The 17,987-nt window shown below is 54.6% G+C and carries 12 protein-coding genes; 5 read left to right on the forward strand and 7 right to left on the reverse strand.

Going from position 1 to position 17,987, the window contains the following annotated elements:
* Positions 1-16: 16 nt before the first annotated feature.
* Both BP822_RS02085 and ileS read right to left on the reverse strand, forming a co-directional pair.
* The gene (locus tag BP822_RS02085) at positions 17-493 is read right to left on the reverse strand and encodes a bifunctional nuclease family protein (protein WP_013719125.1); all 477 of its coding nucleotides are present in this window, start codon (positions 491-493) and stop codon (positions 17-19) included.
* 28 nt (positions 494-521) lie between these two features.
* Positions 522-3,683, reverse strand: coding sequence for an isoleucine--tRNA ligase (gene ileS / locus BP822_RS02090; protein WP_013719124.1), 3,162 nt, complete (start codon positions 3,681-3,683; stop codon positions 522-524).
* A gap of 129 nt (positions 3,684-3,812) precedes the next feature.
* On the opposite strand from ileS, the gene BP822_RS02095 reads away from it, so the two are divergent.
* Positions 3,813-4,784: a replication factor C small subunit gene (locus BP822_RS02095; RefSeq protein ID WP_013719123.1), complete on the forward strand. Its 972-nt coding sequence runs from the start codon at positions 3,813-3,815 to the stop codon at positions 4,782-4,784.
* 45 nt (positions 4,785-4,829) lie between these two features.
* Here BP822_RS02095 and BP822_RS02100 read toward each other — a convergent pair whose 3' ends face one another.
* The 3 genes from BP822_RS02100 to BP822_RS02110 form a co-directional block, all read right to left on the reverse strand.
* Positions 4,830-8,102 (reverse strand): PAS domain S-box protein, encoded by a 3,273-nt coding sequence (locus BP822_RS02100; protein ID WP_286858999.1) that lies wholly within the window; start codon positions 8,100-8,102, stop codon positions 4,830-4,832.
* Entirely contained in the window at positions 8,092-8,763 is a 672-nt protein-coding gene (locus BP822_RS02105; RefSeq protein ID WP_157863696.1) for a cyclase family protein, read from the reverse strand. Before BP822_RS02105 ends, BP822_RS02100 begins: the two co-directional genes overlap by 11 nt.
* Before the next feature lie 371 nt (positions 8,764-9,134).
* Positions 9,135-9,419, reverse strand: a complete 285-nt coding sequence (locus BP822_RS02110) for a peptidylprolyl isomerase (RefSeq protein WP_013719120.1) — start codon at positions 9,417-9,419, stop codon at positions 9,135-9,137.
* 155 nt (positions 9,420-9,574) lie between these two features.
* Between BP822_RS02110 and BP822_RS02115 the strand changes: the two genes are divergently transcribed.
* Both BP822_RS02115 and BP822_RS02120 read left to right on the forward strand, forming a co-directional pair.
* Positions 9,575-10,192 carry a 2,3-bisphosphoglycerate-dependent phosphoglycerate mutase gene (locus BP822_RS02115; protein WP_013719119.1) on the forward strand — a complete coding sequence of 206 codons (618 nt, stop codon included), beginning with the start codon at positions 9,575-9,577 and terminating at the stop codon, positions 10,190-10,192.
* 36 nt (positions 10,193-10,228) lie between these two features.
* Complete coding sequence (locus BP822_RS02120) at positions 10,229-11,173, forward strand: HPr kinase/phosphorylase (protein ID WP_013719118.1); 945 nt, start codon at positions 10,229-10,231, stop codon at positions 11,171-11,173.
* A 31-nt stretch (positions 11,174-11,204) separates the two neighbouring features.
* Here the strand turns inward: BP822_RS02120 and BP822_RS02125 are convergent, their stop codons facing one another.
* Positions 11,205-13,010, reverse strand: coding sequence for a YgiQ family radical SAM protein (locus tag BP822_RS02125; RefSeq protein WP_286877618.1), 1,806 nt, complete (start codon positions 13,008-13,010; stop codon positions 11,205-11,207).
* 555 nt (positions 13,011-13,565) lie between these two features.
* Here BP822_RS02125 and BP822_RS02130 point away from each other — a divergent pair.
* Both BP822_RS02130 and BP822_RS02135 read left to right on the forward strand, forming a co-directional pair.
* Positions 13,566-14,108, forward strand: coding sequence for an acylphosphatase (locus BP822_RS02130; protein WP_286877620.1), 543 nt, complete (start codon positions 13,566-13,568; stop codon positions 14,106-14,108).
* Between the two features lie 412 nt (positions 14,109-14,520).
* Positions 14,521-15,666 carry a right-handed parallel beta-helix repeat-containing protein gene (locus tag BP822_RS02135; RefSeq protein ID WP_013719115.1) on the forward strand — a complete coding sequence of 382 codons (1,146 nt, stop codon included), beginning with the start codon at positions 14,521-14,523 and terminating at the stop codon, positions 15,664-15,666.
* Positions 15,667-15,848: 182 nt separating this feature from the next.
* Here BP822_RS02135 and BP822_RS02140 read toward each other — a convergent pair whose 3' ends face one another.
* Positions 15,849-17,714: a threonine--tRNA ligase gene (locus BP822_RS02140; protein ID WP_013719114.1), complete on the reverse strand. Its 1,866-nt coding sequence runs from the start codon at positions 17,712-17,714 to the stop codon at positions 15,849-15,851.
* Positions 17,715-17,987 lie beyond the last annotated feature (273 nt).

The raw sequence follows: 17,987 nt of genomic DNA on the forward strand, positions 1-17,987 counted from the left end.
TTTAGGCCGGAGTAGTTTACTGCAAATAGTTCTCGATGCTAATCAGCTTCTCAGCATCGCTTTTGCTGATGCTCGCATCCGCCACCACCCTCTCCCGAACCTCGATCGATGCCTTTGCCCGTAAGGCCAGGGCCAGGCAGTCGCTGGGCCGGGCATCTATCTCATTTTTTTTAGAGTCGCTCTTGATGGTCAGCCGTGCATAGTAGATTCCCCCGTCCAGGTCGTCGATCAGCGCATTGGTGATGCTGGCGGACAGGCTCTCCAGGGTGGAGATGAACAGATCGTGAGTCATAGGCCTGGGGGCCAGCTCTCCAGACAGGGCATGATGGATGGAGATGGCCTCGGACAGCCCCACGAATATGGGCACTATCCGTCCCTTCTCATCCTCCAGCAAAACCACTGGCGCGGGATTGCTCTCATCCGATTCCGCTATGTAAACCCCTTTGACCCTGACCGGGACTGGCGTTTCCATGAGATCCTCATGATCGTTCATCTTATAAAACTCCGACGATCAATATCCATCACGCCCTGTCTATGCCTATGTGCATGCATACGCCCTCGACATCCCAGTCCTTAATCAAAGAGCCCCGTATCTGCAGTCCCAGACCCATCTCCAGTTCTGCCGCCCTAACCTCTCCCGCGATGTGCTCTTTCCCTGAAACAACCAGATCGAGTATGGTCTTGCTCTCGATATCCACCACCGCTCGGATCTGATCCTCTACTCTCAGATCCAGCTCCTTTCTCATATCCTGAATGCGCCGGATGATCTCCCGGGCATAGGCCTCTGCCTCAAGCTCCGGGGTGAGGGCAATGTCCACATATACAAATCCCCGGGAGAACTCCGCGGCCGGCAGGTTCTTCGGAGGAAGCTCCCGGAATTGCACCATCTCTGAGGTGATCGCAAACTCCCGGCCCTGATGCCTTAAGGTCGCCTGGCCGCTGCCGTCCAGATCGGCTTTAACCCCAAAGGGCTCAGCGGCTGCTATGGCCTCTACCACCAGCTTGGCCTCTCCCTTGTACACTGGCCCGATCTTCTTATGAACGGGAGCCATCTCCAGATCCATCCTGGGCTTCTCTCCTGGAGAGAGCACAGTAATCTTTTTGGAGTTGGTCTGCCCCCGGAGGACATCCTCCAGGCCCCCCAGGTCCAAAGCCTCTTTGGAGGGGGCGATTACAATCTCAGAAACCGGCCAGCGTAGCTTTCTCCCGCCCTTCTGCCGGGCATTGGAGGCGGCCATAGACACCTCCCTCACCAGATCCATGCTCTCCTCCAGGCGTACGTCTATCAGTCCCTTATCGCCCTCCAGCCAGTCGCACATATGAACTGAAGGCCTGGCATTCTCGTCCAGACCCCGCACAAGGTTCTGGTAGATGGACTCGGCGATGAAGGGGGTGAACGGAGCCATAAGCCTAGCCAGCTTCGTCAGCACCTCATAGATGGTAGCATATGCAGCAAGCTTATCCGGATCATCCTGCTCAATCCAGGTGCGGGGCCGGACCAGCTGGATGTACCAGCGACTCAGGTCCTCTAAGATGAAGTCGGATATGGAGCGGACGATGCGGTGAAGCTGATAGCCCTCCATCTCCGCGGTGATCTCTTCCGCCAGGCTGTTTACCCGGGAGAGGATCCAGCGATCCTCGGGACGCAGGCTGCTCTTGTAAAGGTCCAGATCCGCCCGTTTCAAGTCGAAATCGTCCAGAACCATATAAGGCAGGGCAAAGCGATAGGCATTCCAGAAGATATTGATCATCCGGCTGGTGTTCTCCACCGCCTCCCAGGAGAAGTGCAGATCCTCCCAGGGGGCATTGGCTCCCAGGACATAGAAACGCAGAATATCGGCACCGAACCGCTCCACCACCTCCTCCGGCTGGACGATGTTCCCAATGCTCTTAGACATCTTCCGACCCTGGTCATCTAAGGTGAAGCCATGCATGAGAACGCTCTTGTAGGGCGCCCTGCCAAATGATACCATTGAAGCCCCCAGCTGGGAGTAAAACCAGCCGCGTGTCTGGTCGTGCCCCTCGGTGATGAAATCCGCCGGCCACCATTCGCCAAACTCCTCCTCGTGGCTGGGGAAACGGAGGGTGGCCCAGGAGGCCACTGCGCTGTCAAACCATACATCGAAGACATCTGGTGAGCGCAACATCTTCCCCCCGCAGGGACAGTCCAAGACAATAGCATCCACATCCGGCCGGTGCAGATCAGCTATCTTTTTGCCTGACCTCTCCTCCAGCTCCGAGGCGGTTCCTATAACTTCCATATGGCCGCAGTCAGGACAGGTCCAGATGGGCAGGGGAATGCCCCAGTACCTCTGCCTGGAGATGCACCAGTCTCTGGCATTGCTTATCCAGTCGGCAAACCTCGCCGAGCCCGCCCACTCCGGATACCATTTCACCCGGGAGATCTCATCGAGCATCTTATCTCGAAGATCGGATATCCGGAGGAACCACTGGCTGGTGGCGATGAATATTATGGGGGTCTTGCAGCGCCAGCAGTGGCCATAGCGGTGGGCGAGCCTCCCCTGAGCCAGCAGCTTATCCCTCTCTTCGAGATCTGCGATGACGTTGCTGTCCGCCTCCTTGACATACTGGCCCAGGTACTTCTCTCCCGCCTCGGCAGTGTACCGTCCGTCCCCGCCTACCGGGCAGAATATCTCCAGATGGTGGTCCAGCCCGAGCTCATAATCCTCAAGGCCGTGCCCGGGAGCGATGTGAACGCATCCTGTGTTCTCAGCGGTGACGAAGTCTGCGGCATAAACGCCATGCTCTATCTCCTTCTGTCTGGGCACCAGATCGAGCAGAGGATGCTCGTACTTCAGTTTCTGCATATCCTTGGCTGAAAGGCCCTGCAAAAGCTCGTAGTCCTGGTAGCGGCCCGTCCTGAGGACTGAATCGACCAATTCTGAGGCCATGATCAGGATCTCGGATTTGCCATCCTTCCAGGCCCTGACCCGAGAGTACTGGAAGGAGGGATTGACTGCCACCGCCACATTGGCGGGAATGGTCCAGGGGGTGGTGGTCCAGATCACTATGTAGGTGTTCTCCTCCCCGATCACCGGGAACTTGACATAGATCGAGTAATCGGTCTCATCCCAGTATTCCACCTCGGAGTCGGCGATGGCCGTCTGGCAGCGGGGGCACCAGTTGACCACCCTTGAGCCCCTTTCAAGAAGGTTATGCTCGTGCGCCTTCTTCAGCGTCCACCAGGCAGCCTCCAGATACTCGTTCTTCAGCGTCATGTAGGGGTCGTCCCAGTCCATCCAGGCCCCTAGAATCTTGAACTGGGCTGTCATGTCATCTTTCTGGCGGAGGGCGAACTCTTTGCATCTCTGGATGAACTTGTCCACCCCATAAGCCTCGATATCCTTTTTGTTGCGGAAGCCGAAGGACTCCTCTACCTTAACCTCAATGGGCAGGCCGTGCATATCCCAGCCCGCCCGGTCCTTGACCTCAAAGCCGTTCATAGACCGGTAGCGGAGCACGGCGTCCTTGATCACCTTGTTCCAGGCGGTTCCCAGATGAATGCGGCCTGTGGTATAGGGCGGCCCATCCACAAAGAAGAACTTCTTGCCGCCCAATCTCAATTCCCGAACTTTGCGGTAGCTATCCGCTCGCTCCCACAGCGATCTGACTTCATTCTCAAGATCTTGCGCATTATACTGTCCAGCCACCTCAGAGATCACTTGCAATCCTCCGAAAAACGATTTGCATGCATGTAGCACCTCTATATTTAGCCTTCGTTGTCCCATTATAGAGAGGAGATTTAGGGAGGAATATTGATATACAGATAGCCAAAACCAATAATTGAGGGGTTGTATATCAAAGAGGAGATCTGGATAGAGAAGTACCGGCCGGAGAGGCTGGACGATATTGTGGGCCAGGACGAGATTGTCCGCCGTCTGAAGTCCTATGTGAAGACGCGAAACCTGCCCCATCTTCTATTCTCCGGGCCGCCAGGGGTGGGCAAGACCGCTGCATCCATCTCCATTGTCAAAGAGATCTTCGGCGAGACCTGGAGGAACAACTTCATCGAATTGAATGCCAGCGATGAGCGGGGCATAGATATCATCCGCCACAAAGTCAAGGACTTCGCCCGGATGGCGCCCCTGGGAGAGGCGGATTTCAAGGTTATATTTCTGGATGAGGCCGATGCCCTGACCAACGATGCCCAGAGCGCTCTGCGCCGGACTATGGAGAGATACTCCGCTACCACCAGGTTCATACTCTCCTGCAACTACTCCTCCAAGATCATCGAGCCCATTCAGTCCCGCTGTGCGGTTTACCGCTTCAAGCCCCTCTCTCCTGAAGCGGTGACCAAGAGGATCAAGTTCATTGCCAGTGAGGAGGGACTGCGGGTTTCAGATGGAGGTCTGTCCGCTATAGAGTATGTCGCCGGCGGAGACATGAGAAAGGCAATCAACGCCCTGCAGGCGGCAGCTCTCTTGGGCGACGAGGTGGACGAGGAGACGATCTACCAGATCACATCCACCGCCAAACCGGAGGAGATCAAGAGCTTCATCAAGACCGCAATATCTGGAGATTTTGTGGGAGCGCGCGCAATACTGGATGATCTCCTGCTATCCAAAGGGCTCTCCGGCCAGGATGTGGTGATCCAAATCCACCGGGCTATGCTGGACTTGGATGATATCGCAGACAGGGATCGGGTAAAGCTCATCGACCGTATCGGAGAGATCGATTTTCGCATGACTGAAGGAGCAAACGAGAGAATTCAGCTCGAGGCTCTCTTAGCGTACTTCGCCCTGATGGCTTCAGAGCAGAGATGAGCAGCTGAATTATAATTCTGTAGCATATTGAACCAGTCAGGGGGCTCAGCCATTGAAAACCGGCATTCTGCTATGCATAAGAGCCGCTTTCAGCTCCTCAATTCTCACCGGTTTGGCTATGTAGTCATTCATCCCCGCATCGAGACACACCTCTCGATCCCCTTTCATGGCATGAGCGGTCATGGCGATGATGTAGGGCTGATGGCATGCGGTGCTGCGTATGCTCCTCGTGGCCTCCAGGCCGTCCATCTCCGGCATCTGCACATCCATCAGCACCACATCATAAGGCCTGCTCTCAAGTGCTGCCAGAACCTCCTGGCCATCAGCAGCGATATCAGCCGTATATCCCAGCCGCTCCAGCATTCTTATAGCGACCTTCTGATTGACCAAATTGTCCTCGGCAAGCAGTATTCGCAGGCCTTTTTGGATCTCTTGATCGGACAGATCGAGGGTCAGGTCAGGCCGATCCCCATGGAGCTTCGGATAAGGCTCGATGGAGGCCTCGGCCTGGATGGTGAAATAGAAGCTTGAGCCCTCTCCAGGAACGCTCTCCGCCCAGATTCCACCTCCCATCAGCTCAGCCAGATGCTTGCAGATGGCAAGTCCCAGTCCCGTGCCTCCATACTTGCGGGTGGTGGAGGCGTCTACCTGGCTGAAGGACTGGAACAGCCGGCTCATTCGGTCCTGGGATATGCCGATCCCTGAGTCCGTCACCCGGAACTGGATCTCATGGCCGTCCTCGACTGGAAGAGCGGATACATCCAACCGGACGAAACCCTTATCGGTGAACTTAACGGCATTTCCCAGGAGATTGACCAGTATCTGTCTGAGCCTGGTCATGTCGCCCATCAGATATCTGGGAACCTGCGGCTCGACTTCATAGCTAACGGAGAGGCCCTTGCGAGAAGCGTCCTCTGCCACCAGGTTCAATGAGGTCTCCAGGCATTCAATGAGGTCAATGCGCTCCTTCTCCAGCTCCATCATCCCTCCCTCGATCTTGGAGAAGTCCAGGATATCGCTAATAACCTTAAGCAGAGAGTCACCACTGCTGTGGATGGTCTCAATGTAGTCCCTCTGCACAGAGTCGATGTTGGTATTGAGAAGCAGGCTGGTGAAGCCTATCACCGCATTCATAGGGGTCCGGATCTCATGGCTCATATTGGCCAGGAACTCTGACTTGGCCTTCGTCGCCGATTCCGCCCTTTCTTTGGCATCGCGCAGGTCCTGCTCCACCTTCTTTCGCTCAGTGAGGTCGGTGCTCACAGAGATTATTCCTATCCGCCTTTGCCTATTATCGCATATCGTGCTGAAGATATACGAAGCAGGGAACCGGCTGCCATCCTTTCTTTTAACCAGGTACTCGCATTCCAGGTAGCCTTTGGCCAGGATCTCTTTCGTCACCATCTCCACGTTATATTTCATCTCCGGAGGAAGGATGGTATCTTTAATGGACGCGCCCAGCACCCCCTCCGCCTTCCACTGGTAGAGCGATTCAGCAAACCTGTTCCAGTATATGATCCTGCCATCGAAATCAGTAGCAATAACAGCATTTCTGACCTGGTCGAGCAATGAGGCCTGAAATGCCACCCTTTCCTCTGCCATCTTCCTCTCGGTGATATCCTGGCCCTGAGCAATGGTGGCAATGACACGCCTCCCGGCCTCATCATATATATTGGCCGAGTTCCAAAGGACGGTTCTCACCTCTCCATTCTGGTGGCATATGGGGATCTCCACTGCGTTCCAGCTTTCCCCGGAGAGGGTCCTCTCGATATAAGCGAAAGACTCCGTCCGGCTCTCATCGGGAAAGAGGATTCCCAGCGATCGACCCAAGACCTCATCCGCCCGCCAGCCTGTCAGCCTCTCGAAGGCATGGTTGAACCTGGTGATGCAGAAGTTGGGGTCCCAGACGATGATGGGGGCGTTGGCATGGCTGAGGAGATTATCCAGATAATCCCTGGTTTCCCGCAGGTCGGCTGCCACCCGCTTGAGCTCCTCGGAAGAGCGCTTTTTTTCAGTTATGTCGTTGCCGATGCACAGAACCTCTACAACCTCTCCCCGCTCGTTTTGGACTAGCCGGTGGGCCCAGGCAATCCAGACCAGCTCTCCATTGGATCTTATGTTCTCCGCTATATGAGTGGAGCATTCTTCTGGATTCTCCCTTATATGCCCGATTATCGCCTTGAGGTTGCAACCTATGCCTCCTGGTGGAAAGATGGTCTCGGTTACATTCCGTCCCAGGATATCCTCCTCATTGTAGCCGAAGAAATGCAGGCCGAACTTGTTGATGAACCTGATAGCTCCGCTGGTATCCACTCGGATGATGACGCTGCTTGAGGTCTCCACCAGCTCCCTGTACTTCTCCTCGCTCTCCCTGAGGGCGGATTCCGCTTTGAATCGGCCGATGAATCCTCCTATGGCGCTGGCCATGGTCATCAGTATGAAAGCCACACTCCAGCTCCAATCCCTCTCCAGCCTATAGTCCTCGAAACCGATGAAACCCCAGAATCGGTCGGTAGTGAATATGGGGACGATCATGAATGATCTCACCCCCATCGTCTCCAGCGGTCCCCTCGCCGACGGGGGCAGGTCGCGGGTTCTTCCCCGGATGGGCATTCCTCCGGAGAGGATCTGGAACCATTGGGGAATGGAGCTGTATGCCTCGTAGCTCAGATCTGGATGGCGAATCTTGGCCGAGCGTGCATCTCCATCATTGCCGGATATCCATTCATACCCAAGCGAGATCTGATCTCTTCCCTCCTCGTCCAGATAATGCTCAAATATGCAGGCCCTGTCCACATTGGCCGAGCAGCCCAGTATCTCCAGGGACAGATTAAGGGCAACATCCATCTCCCGAGAGATCAGGAGCTGGTTTGTAGCCAGGGCAGCTCCTGCCATGATCCTATCTCTCTCGCGCAGATCGTCATTTCGGCCTTGATGCTCTATCCAAAAAATTGCATTTTCAGAGGGAGGATTATTATCATGCACCTGCCCAGAAGAGGGATGCGCTTCTCTAAATGTGATTATGGATCTGCCTTCATAGCCCTTCCCCTGCATAGTAGCAATGGAGTACTCAATTCTCCTTCTCTGGAGATCGACATCTCCTCGATGGATCGGGCCATCAGCGCTCTTCGCGGTCTTTAGGATGCCTGAGCACAGGTCCTTCAAGACCCCGCCCTTGCCACAATTCAGCTCTTCCAGAGATCTTGCCATCCTCTCTGCAGCAGGGTTCGAATAGAGTATCTCCCCGGATGGATCGCAGATGCATATCCCATCCTCCAGTATCTCCAGGGTGGACTGAAACATCCTCTCAGGATTCATGAGATCGCCCCACCAGGACCGCCCGGACGGGAGCGGCCTCAGCATCTTTTATCTTCAGGGGAAGGCAGATCAGCCAGTATCTGCCAGGGGAAACGGCAATAAGATCGATCCCCTCCAGGATTAGAACGTCGTTTTTCAGCAGGATATTGTGAACGGGGAGGGATTCATCCTCATATCGATCCACTGAGATATAGTCGATTCCCACCAGGCTGGCTCCCAGACTGACGCATAACTCTGCTGCAGGGGGAGAGAGGGAGACGTATTCATCCTGGAATGTGGGGTTATGCATCAACCCCTGGAAGGAATTGCTGGTCTTAAAAAGGATGGCCTCACCTCTCTGGATATTGACATCCTGCAGCGCCTGGGCGGGGACGGCATCGATTTCCCGGACGGCGATCACCCAGGCAGGAGTGATGAACCTTTCCGGTGGATAGCTGTCCAGAGGGAAGCCGTCCCTCAGTATATGAGAGGGGAAGTCAATATGAGTTCCCGTATGGGAGCCCAAAGAGAGAACAGAGAGGCTATAGTTGGATCCCTTCCCAAGTCCCGCCATCCACTGCCTGGAGAAGGGACTGTCTCCGGGATAATTGGGAGCTATCTCTATCGGCGCGCTGATATCATACTGCTCTTTGCTTAGCAGCGCTTCATAGAGGCCAGGCACTGATGGCTGAGGCAATTGACATCCCAAATCTTTTTTGGCCTCTCTGTTCATAAATATTTCTGCCAATTGGCATCTTCAAAATAGGATATGCTTGCAGTGGCCATCCAAAAAAAGATGCACTGAATGGATATGTTCTCCCGGACCAATCCATTCTTGCCGGCACCGGCTGCTTTAGCCCTGCAGTTCCGGCGAGATCAATCATTATGGCTCTTCGCTGAATTATGTGGGTGAGTTAAGTCAGAGAATATGGCCTTTTGTTCCTCTGTGTCTCTATGTTTGGGTCAGAGCATAGCGTTTCACCACAGAAGGCACAAAAGATACAGAGTTTTTGCGATTCAAGTTCACCCATTCTAAATAGCGAGGAGCCATCATTATTTCTTGTCCAGGACCCGGATGAGGTGATAGCCAAACTGAGATTTGACCGGCCCGATGATCTTTCCTTTCTCCCCTTCGAAGGCGGCCTTTTCAAACTCCGGGACCATCCTGCCCTTGCCAAACCAGCCCAAGTCTCCGCCACTCTTGCCGGAAGGGCACTGGGAATATTTGCGGGCCATCTGAGCAAAGCTCTCCTGGCCGGATGCCAGCAACTCTTTGACCTCTAATGCCTTCTTCTCCGTTTTGCACAGGATATGTGCGGCATGGACTTCTTTCGTCATAGCACGGAGTTGATGGGGAGATGGGATAAAAAGATAGGGGTCAGTAGATCTGCTGCTGCAATCTCATGCACCATTCCCCGCTCGGCCCTTCTCCAAGACCGCCAGAAATATCCATTAAAAGCCTCTGGATAAAGCAGCAAGGCTAGGTTATTGCGTTGTCAAGGCTGGTATTGCTCAGGCACGGCCAGAGCCTCTGGAACCGGGAGAGAAGGTTCACCGGCTGGACAGACATCGATCTCTCTTTCCAGGGAATCGAGGAGGCCCGCGATGCCGGGCGGATCATGAAGGGAGCGGGCATAACGATTGATGTTGCCTATACATCCCTTTTGAAGCGGGCCGTCAGGACCATGTGGATAGTCCTGGGTGAGATGGACCTGACGCGGATTCCCGTCATCAAGAGCTGGAGGCTAAACGAACGCGCCTATGGGGATTTTGAGGGTCGGAGCCTGGATGAGGCGGAAGAACTGTATGGCGCTGAGCAGGTGCGAAGATGGCGCAAAGGATTTCTCCATCGTTTCCCTGCCCCTTCATCAGAATCCCTGAAGGATGTACAAGAGCGTCTTCTGCCCCTCTGGCAGGGCCAGATCGCAGCCGATCTGAAAAAAGGGAGAGGCGTTCTTGTGGTCTCCCATGGCAACACCATCCGTGCCCTTGTTAAGCATATTGAGGAGATCTCCGACCAGAATATCGAAGAGCTGGAGGTTCATACCGCTTCCCCCATCCTCTATGAGCTTGACGGCCGGCTGAAGCTCATGAAGCGCATCGATCTATAGCATATCGGAAATGGCATGAATTCGAGAGGGTTGCAGATGGCATACGATGTTATTCACATATCCATGGAGATGAAGGAGGAGCTGGTTGATCGATACACCAGCCAGGTGCTCTATGAGATAAAATCGGAGATATATGGATGCTGCATCAAGCTTTTGACCGGCATCCCATCGATCAAGGACGCCTGGGAGGAGAGCTTCTATTCGGCATCGCAGAGCATTCGCTCCCACGGCCGGCTTTATGTGATCAGGGATCAGGATGTGGGAGAGAATCAGGTCCTGTACAACCCCCAATCCAGAACGGCATTTCTGATCAACATGGACTATTACGGCTGGGTCAAGTCCCTGGCCCTGAGCGTGGCGGGAGATATCCTGGAGGATTATCACAACATCTATTCTGTTCATGGAGCCTGCCTGGATATGAGGGGTCAGGGGATATGCATATTAGGTGGATCGGGTGCGGGCAAGACCACCCATACCTACGGCCTGCTGCGCAACCCGCGGATGCGAGTGGTCTCTGACGACTGGTTCTTCGGAAGGATATTCGGTGATGATGTCTTAGCATATGGCTCAGAGAAGAACTTCTATATCCGGGCTGATCTGGCTGAGATCTGGAAGGAGTTTGCCGGTCTGGTTGATAAGGCGTCCTTTGATTCCAAGGGGCGAGCAGTGGTGGACCTCCGCCAGGCCATAGGAAAGGGGCGCATAATGCCCCTGACAACCATTGAGAAGGTGATCTTACTCAAGCGAGACCCTGAACAGGAGGAGATCGTACTCCCCTTGGAGGGGGATCAGGCTCTGGCTATTCTGGAGGAGAATGGCTACTATAATCCTCATCTTCTAGTGCATAACGAATTCAAGGCCAATCGGCGCAGCCGCTTTTTCCGGACGCTCTTTCTCCACTCAAGGGTGATTGAGGTGAACACCACCGGCACCCCCGAGGAGACTCAGAGAAGGATATTGGAGATCTTAGAGGAGAAATGAGATTGATCCAGGATTCTGTTCGAGACTGGTTTTAATGCTTTGCTCCTCTATATCGGGACGGAATGAGGCATTTCTCTCCCTCTCCTATGAGGTCTTTCCTTCCTATCCTCTCCAGCCCCTCCCGGACAAGATCGTAATTCCCTGGATCTCTGTACTGCAGCATAGCTCTTTGGATCCTCTTCTCCTCCCCCCGGGGAATGTGAACCGGCTGGAGGGTGAAGGGATCCAGGCCGGTGTAATACATGGCAGTAGAGATGGTCATGGGTGTGGGGGTGAAGTCCTGCACCTGCTCGGTGTACATGCTGTTATCGCGCAAATACTCCGCCAGCTCGACCATATCGGCAATGGTGCAGCCAGGATGGCCTGACATGAGATAGGGGAGAATATACTGCTCCCTTCCCGCCGCCTGCGAAGCCGCGCGAAACCTCTCCCTGAAGTCGTCCAGAACCTGGCGGGGAGGCTTATGCATGCACTCCGTAACCGTTCTGGAGATATGCTCCGGGGCGATCTTCAGGTGGCCGGAGACATGGTGCCGGCAGAGGTCCTCCAGATAGCCCGACCGGTCCGCCATCACCAAATCATGCCTAATCCCCGAGCCGACAAAGACCCTCCTCACCCCGGGAATGGCCCGAAGCCGGCGCAACAGCTCCACCTGGAGGGAGTGGTCTTTCTCTAGGGTGGGGCAGTCCGCGCTGCAGAGCCTGTCCGGACATGCCCCCTGCTTCCAGCGGGGGCAGACCAGGCCGTACATATTGGCAGTGGGACCGCCCACATCCTGAATGATCCCCTTGAATCCGGGCATAAGGACCAGCCTCTCTGCTTCCCGGACGATGGAGCTTATGCTTCTGCTCTGCACAATCCTTCCCTGGTGATGGGTGAGGGCGCAAAATGAGCAGGATCCAAAGCAACCCCGGTGGCTGGTGATGGAGAAGCGGACCGGCTCTAATGCAGGAATGGGCTCCCGATAGGAGGGATGGGCCTTTCGGCTATAGGGAAGTTCGTAGATTTGGTCGAGTTCTGCCGTACTGAGGGGAAGAGCGGGCGGATTCTGGATGACCACCGTCTTGGGATGGGGCTGGACCACCGCCCGGGCGTGATAGGGGTCCTGCTCCTTATAGTGGGCGGCAAAGGCCTGGGCATATTTGCTCTTGTTCTCCTTGACCTCTGCGAAGCCGGGGATGATAACAGCGTCCTGACGCCCAGCCTCTCGCCAGCGCCGCACCTCCTCTTTAACCGCGGTTCCGGGGACATCTCCGATCTGGGCGATCTCTTCCCCGGCATTCAGGCGCCGGGCCACCTCCAGGATGGGCTTCTCCCCCATGCCATAGACCAGAAGGTCGGCGGGGGCGTCCGCCAGGATGGACTGGCGGACAGAGTCCGACCAGTAGTCGTAATGAGCGAACCGGCGCAGGCTGGCCTCGATTCCTCCCAGGACGACAGGAACATTGGGAAAGAGGGAATGAACCCGGTTGGCATAGATGATCGCCGCCCGGTCCGGCCGGAGCAGGCGGCCGCCAGGGGAGTAGACATCCCGGCGGCGGCGCTTGAGGTTGGGGGTGAAGTTGTTGACCATGGAGTCCACGTTGCCGGAGGTTATGCCAAAGAAAAGGCGGGGCCGGCCCAGCCGGAGGAGGTCCTCATCTTTTTTCCAATCGGGCTGGGCGACAATTCCCACGGCGTAGCCCGCATCCCAGAGGACCCGGCCCAAAAGCCCTGCCCCGAAGGAGGGATGGTCCACATAGGCATCTCCGCTGACGAGGATGATATCGAACTGCTCGATGCCGAGGTTTTTTGCCTCCTGTATAGATATGGGCAGGAAAGAGGGTTGCTTTATCATGTCAGCTTATGGAAAGGCCTTGGGGCAACATATACCCTTCGAAGGCAGGTTTAGTTATCAATTTTAATTGGCTTAAGCAGTTTAATGGGATTTAATTATCATTCCATTCCTGTACGGAACACAGGGTGACGCAAGAGGTATCAGGACTGATTTCACATCTGCAAGTAAGTTATTCAAATATCCATAAAAGTTAGCTACGTAGTATGTGCATCTAACACAATCGATCAGGATGAGCCTGAGAGTTTGGAGTATTTTGCAGAGAAGATGCTTATTCCTAAATCCCGCGTAGGCCTGGAGAACCACCTCTCCAGCCGCAATCTGTGGATGGGCGTATAGGCGGACGACCGCTTCCGCTGGCAGGAAGATGGCTGGCAGATAAAGACAAGTGTATATGCCAAGCCCTCGTCTCCCGCAGCTTTGACAGCAACGCAGTGCTGCAGATCCAGATCGACATCAACGATGCCGTGCACCGCGCTCATGATGGGCTCTTCACAGTCCGGCCTGATGGGAAGGAGCAGAAATTATAATACAAAAGAGGACAATCTTTCATTCCAGATGAAGCTCAAGATCACAATCACAGGCCCTAAGGTCCACGACGTCGGATACCGGCCCTGGCTCACAGAGAAGGCTGTTGATCTGGCCCTCAGGGGCTTTGAGGTCTACAACGACGCAGAGGGCGATCTGCAGTCAGTCGTGGCCCTGGTGGATAGCGACAAAAGACGTGCCACCCAGTTCTTCGAGTTTGCCAAGGCCGAACTCCCGCCTTTAGCCAGGATTGACGATATAAGGTCAGAGCCCTACGATGAAGAGATACAACCTTTATGGCAGTCGGCCACCCCGGGGACATTTGTGCAGATAAACAAGGCTGTCCCTATACTCCAGGAGATGAGGGAAGATCTCCGGGAGGTTAAAACGAATACGAATCTCATCCCGGAGATCGCGGAGAATACCCGTCCCATTCCGGAGATCGCAGAGAAGCAAGATGTGATCATCGACGAGATCAGGGGCTTGCACCGGGAGATGACCTTCGATGCCGGCTGGAGGGCGAGGATAGAGAGCGATATCCAGGCGATAAAAGCCAAGATCGGCATCAGATAGACCCTAAGACCAATTCAGGCAAAGATCCTCAAGAAGGGAAATTCATAACGTTCTCTGGGCCTGGCAACTGTGATAGATCTTTGACAATCGATAGCCCCTCGCTTTTGAGAAACGTATTTTTCCGTAACCTGGCCTGACGGCTGCGCAGGTGCATCCGAGGGGCAGGGAATCAGCCGGAATTACTCCCAGTTCTGCATTAAGGACGATTCGGTATTGAGGAGCCAGCAAGAAGGCCATTGCGCACTTATGATCTGAAACCATTTGGGCGATAGGCACCTAAAATCCTCTAAAGGCAAGCTTTAAGCTTCAACTGTCCTGTGCGAGAATTATACCAGAGATAAGTCTTAAGACAAGAAAGACCATCGTAGTATTTAAATCCAATAGGGATACAAGAAGCTATGAGGGGAAGGCAATGAGGGAGAGTCGAGTGCATCCAGCTATGCTGGCAGTCGCTATCATCCTTTTGGCATCAATAGCCGGTGGGACAACTCATATCGTCCGCCAGGGAGAGAGCCTCCAGGGGGCCATAAACCGGGCGGATTCCGGAGACACTATAATCGTCCGGGAAGGGGTCTATCGAGAGAGCCTGAATATAACTCGGCCGATTGTCCTGGAGGGCAGGGGACGGCCTCTGCTGGACGGAAGCGCCATTGGCAACGCATTAACCATCAATGCGGATGGGGCAAAGGTATCCGGCTTTGAGATCAGAACTACTCGACGAACTGGGGTCCATGTCCTCTCTGGAGGGAATATCATAGAGAACAACAGCATCTCCGGTTGTCTGGACGGCATTCGCCTGGAAGGGGCCCATTCCAACATCATTGCCAATAACAGCATAAACAACAACACCAACGGCATAACCCTCTACAGCTCAAAAGAAAATCGGATACAAAATTGCGATATCCGGGACAACTACATAAATGAGGAGAGCGACTGCGGCATATTTCTCATCTACTCCTCAGGTAATGTCATCCAGGATAATCAGCTGAGAAATAATGGCGACACCTCCATCTCGCTTCGCTCTGCCAGCAACAATTCGATCATAAACAATACCGTCATCGAGAATGATTGGTATGGCATTTCTCTGTCTGAATCCAGCAACGGAAACCGGATTGCATACAACAATGCCAGCAACAATATCGATGCCGGCATATACCTGGACTGCTCCCGGAACAACCACCTCCTGGGAAACCGGGCCGTGGACAACAGCAAGGGAATTTATCTCTCTTATGACAGCAATGACAACATCCTTGAGGAGAATTATCTCTCCCAGAATGGGAAAGGGCTCTATCTGGCAAATCATGCCAGCAATAACACCATTTTGGGCAACACCGCCCAGGATAATGGGTATGGCATTTACCTGACCTTCTCCTCCCGCTGGGATCTGGTATATGCCAATCATCTCATCAATAACGGCTGCAATGCCTATGACCGGGGGGAGAACAATCGCTGGGACAATGGAAGCCAGGGGAACTATTACAGCGATCTGGGAGGGAAGTTCTACATCCCCGGGGGACCGGGGATTGACAATCACCCCCAGGCGGAGCCCACCGGCTGAAGATCAATTTCCCTGCTAAAAATCCTCTTCCCCACGCTTCTCTTCAACCTCTTTCTGACTTCTCGCCGAGGAGCGAAGCGATATGAAGTTATATTTGCAAAAGAGGGATGGACCATACTCTTCTGATCCATCCTGCCCTTTTACCTGGAGGGCTGTGCTCTTTGCTCTCGCTCTTGAATCCTTCAGATGAACCTGGGCCTCTCCGAGAGCCTCATGGCCATAGGCAGTCTGCGCCAGGGCTTTCCTTTTGTCTCTCCAGTGAGCCTCTCTTTGAGCTCATCCACAGTCATGCTCTTCTTTGCCGGCGACTTGGGGGTGGATTCGCTGCGAATGGTGACGGCCAGCCGACCGGACTGGAGCTCCTCGTCCCCGATCACTGCCACATATGGCACCCATTCCCTTCCAGCATCGCGGATCTTCTTGCCCACGGTCTCGTCCCTGTCGTCAATATCTGTGCGGAAGCCGAGAATCCCGGCCAGGGCAAGAGCCCTCTCCTGGTGGCGCTCAGCCACCGGTATGATTCTCACCTGGGTTGGAGACAGCCAGGTCTCGAGCATGGGCAGCTTGCCCTGAAGAGATAGTCGGGCCGCCTTCTCCAGTATGGCGTACATCACCCTCTCTATCGCTCCGGAGGGAGAGCAATGCAAGAGTATGGGCCGCCTTCTCGCACCAGACTCATCGATATAGTTGATATCGTAGCGCTCGGCATTCTCCACATCGATCTGGACGGTGGAGAGGGCGCTGGCCTTGTCCATGGTATCCACGAAGTTGAACTCGAACTTGAGGACGAAATAGAAGAACCTCTCATCCCACATCTCGATTAAGACCGGCTTTTTGATGATATCCACCAATCCAGCAATGAACTCCTGATTCTCCTTATAAAAGTCCCGAGTGAACCTGATGGCCACCTCATAGTCTTCAACCTCCAGGCCCACCTCCTTCAGGACGCTGATGCTGGCGAGATACTGCTTCCTGAACTCCTCGATGGCGGAATGCATATCCCGGCTCATGGTGTGCATATCGGGCATGGTGAAAGCCCGCAGGCGGCGGATGCCCACCAGCTCCCCCCGCTGCTCGCGCCGGAAGCTGTATCTGGTCATCTCTATCATCTTCAGGGGCAGGGACTTGTAGGATATGGACATGTCATGGCCCATCAAGAACTGGCCGAAACAGGCGGCGAAACGGAGGAAAAGCTTTCTCTTGTCCGAGTCGATCTGATACTGCCGGGCGGGAAAGCGGTCCAGATACTTTTTCAGAGTGGGATGCTCCATATCGTACATGATGGGGGTCTCCACCTCCATGGCGCCCATGTCCGCCGCCTTCTCCAGTACCAGGGTCTCCAGGAGGGACTTGACCAGCCTGCCTTTGGGGTAGTAGCGCATGTTGCCCGAGTCGGAGCCCGGCTCGTAGTCCACCAGCTCCAGCCGTCTCATCAGCTCCACATGGGGCGGGACCTTGTCCACTGCTCTCGCTTTGGAGATCTCGTAGTTGGCGAACTTCTGCAGGTTAGTGTGCCCCTCGAAATTGAACTTGTCTGCGTCCACCAGCTTACCATCCAGATCTAAGACCCTCCAGTAGGATACCGCTTTGGCCTCAGACTTAAGGGCCTCGGATACCACCTCACCCTCGCCCAGCCTTATGGATCGGGAGAGCTCGGAGAGCGGATGGCCCTTGCAGCTGATGGTGAAGGCTTTGTACCAGCCGAAGGGGGCACGCATGACCTCATAGTTCTGGGAGAGGACATCTGCCATTCCCTTGAGTATCTTGACTGCCGTGGCCGGGGTGGAGAGGCTGGAGCTCAAGTGGGCATAGGGATAGATCATAATGCGGTGGGCCTTGACCTGGCCGGCCACATCTGCTACCTGCTTTGCGCCCTCGGCGATCACAGCATCGGTATCGTCCTCGTCGAACTTCTCCACGGCGATGAAAGCGCATAGCGCCTCATCGAGGCGGCCTTTCTTGGCCGAATCTTCGACCTCTTCTGCCAGCTTCGTGGGCCTCTTGGCCTCGAACTCAATGAAATCCGAGTGAATTAGGAGCAATTGCAATATCGGTCACCTGAACTCTTGAAGGATGAGTGTGGGTGTAATTCAATGTTTCTATCTAGCTCCAGGTGCTCCAGAGGAGAAAGCCTCCTGCTGCCAAGGATCGGGCGTCTGAAGCGGTCCTCTCTCACCCTGCCAAACGCCAGGCTTCCGATGCGAAGCGTTGATCGTTCCGGGAGAGAAAGCCTTAAATATAAACAATTGCCGTATATAGTAACGGCAAAAGTCGATATATTTTCTCTCCCTCCATACTCTTGACCTGATCAGCGATGACTT

The sequence above is a fragment of the Methanosaeta sp. UBA458 genome (assembly GCF_002496085.1).
Taxonomy (GTDB): domain Archaea; phylum Halobacteriota; class Methanosarcinia; order Methanotrichales; family Methanotrichaceae; genus Methanothrix; species Methanothrix soehngenii.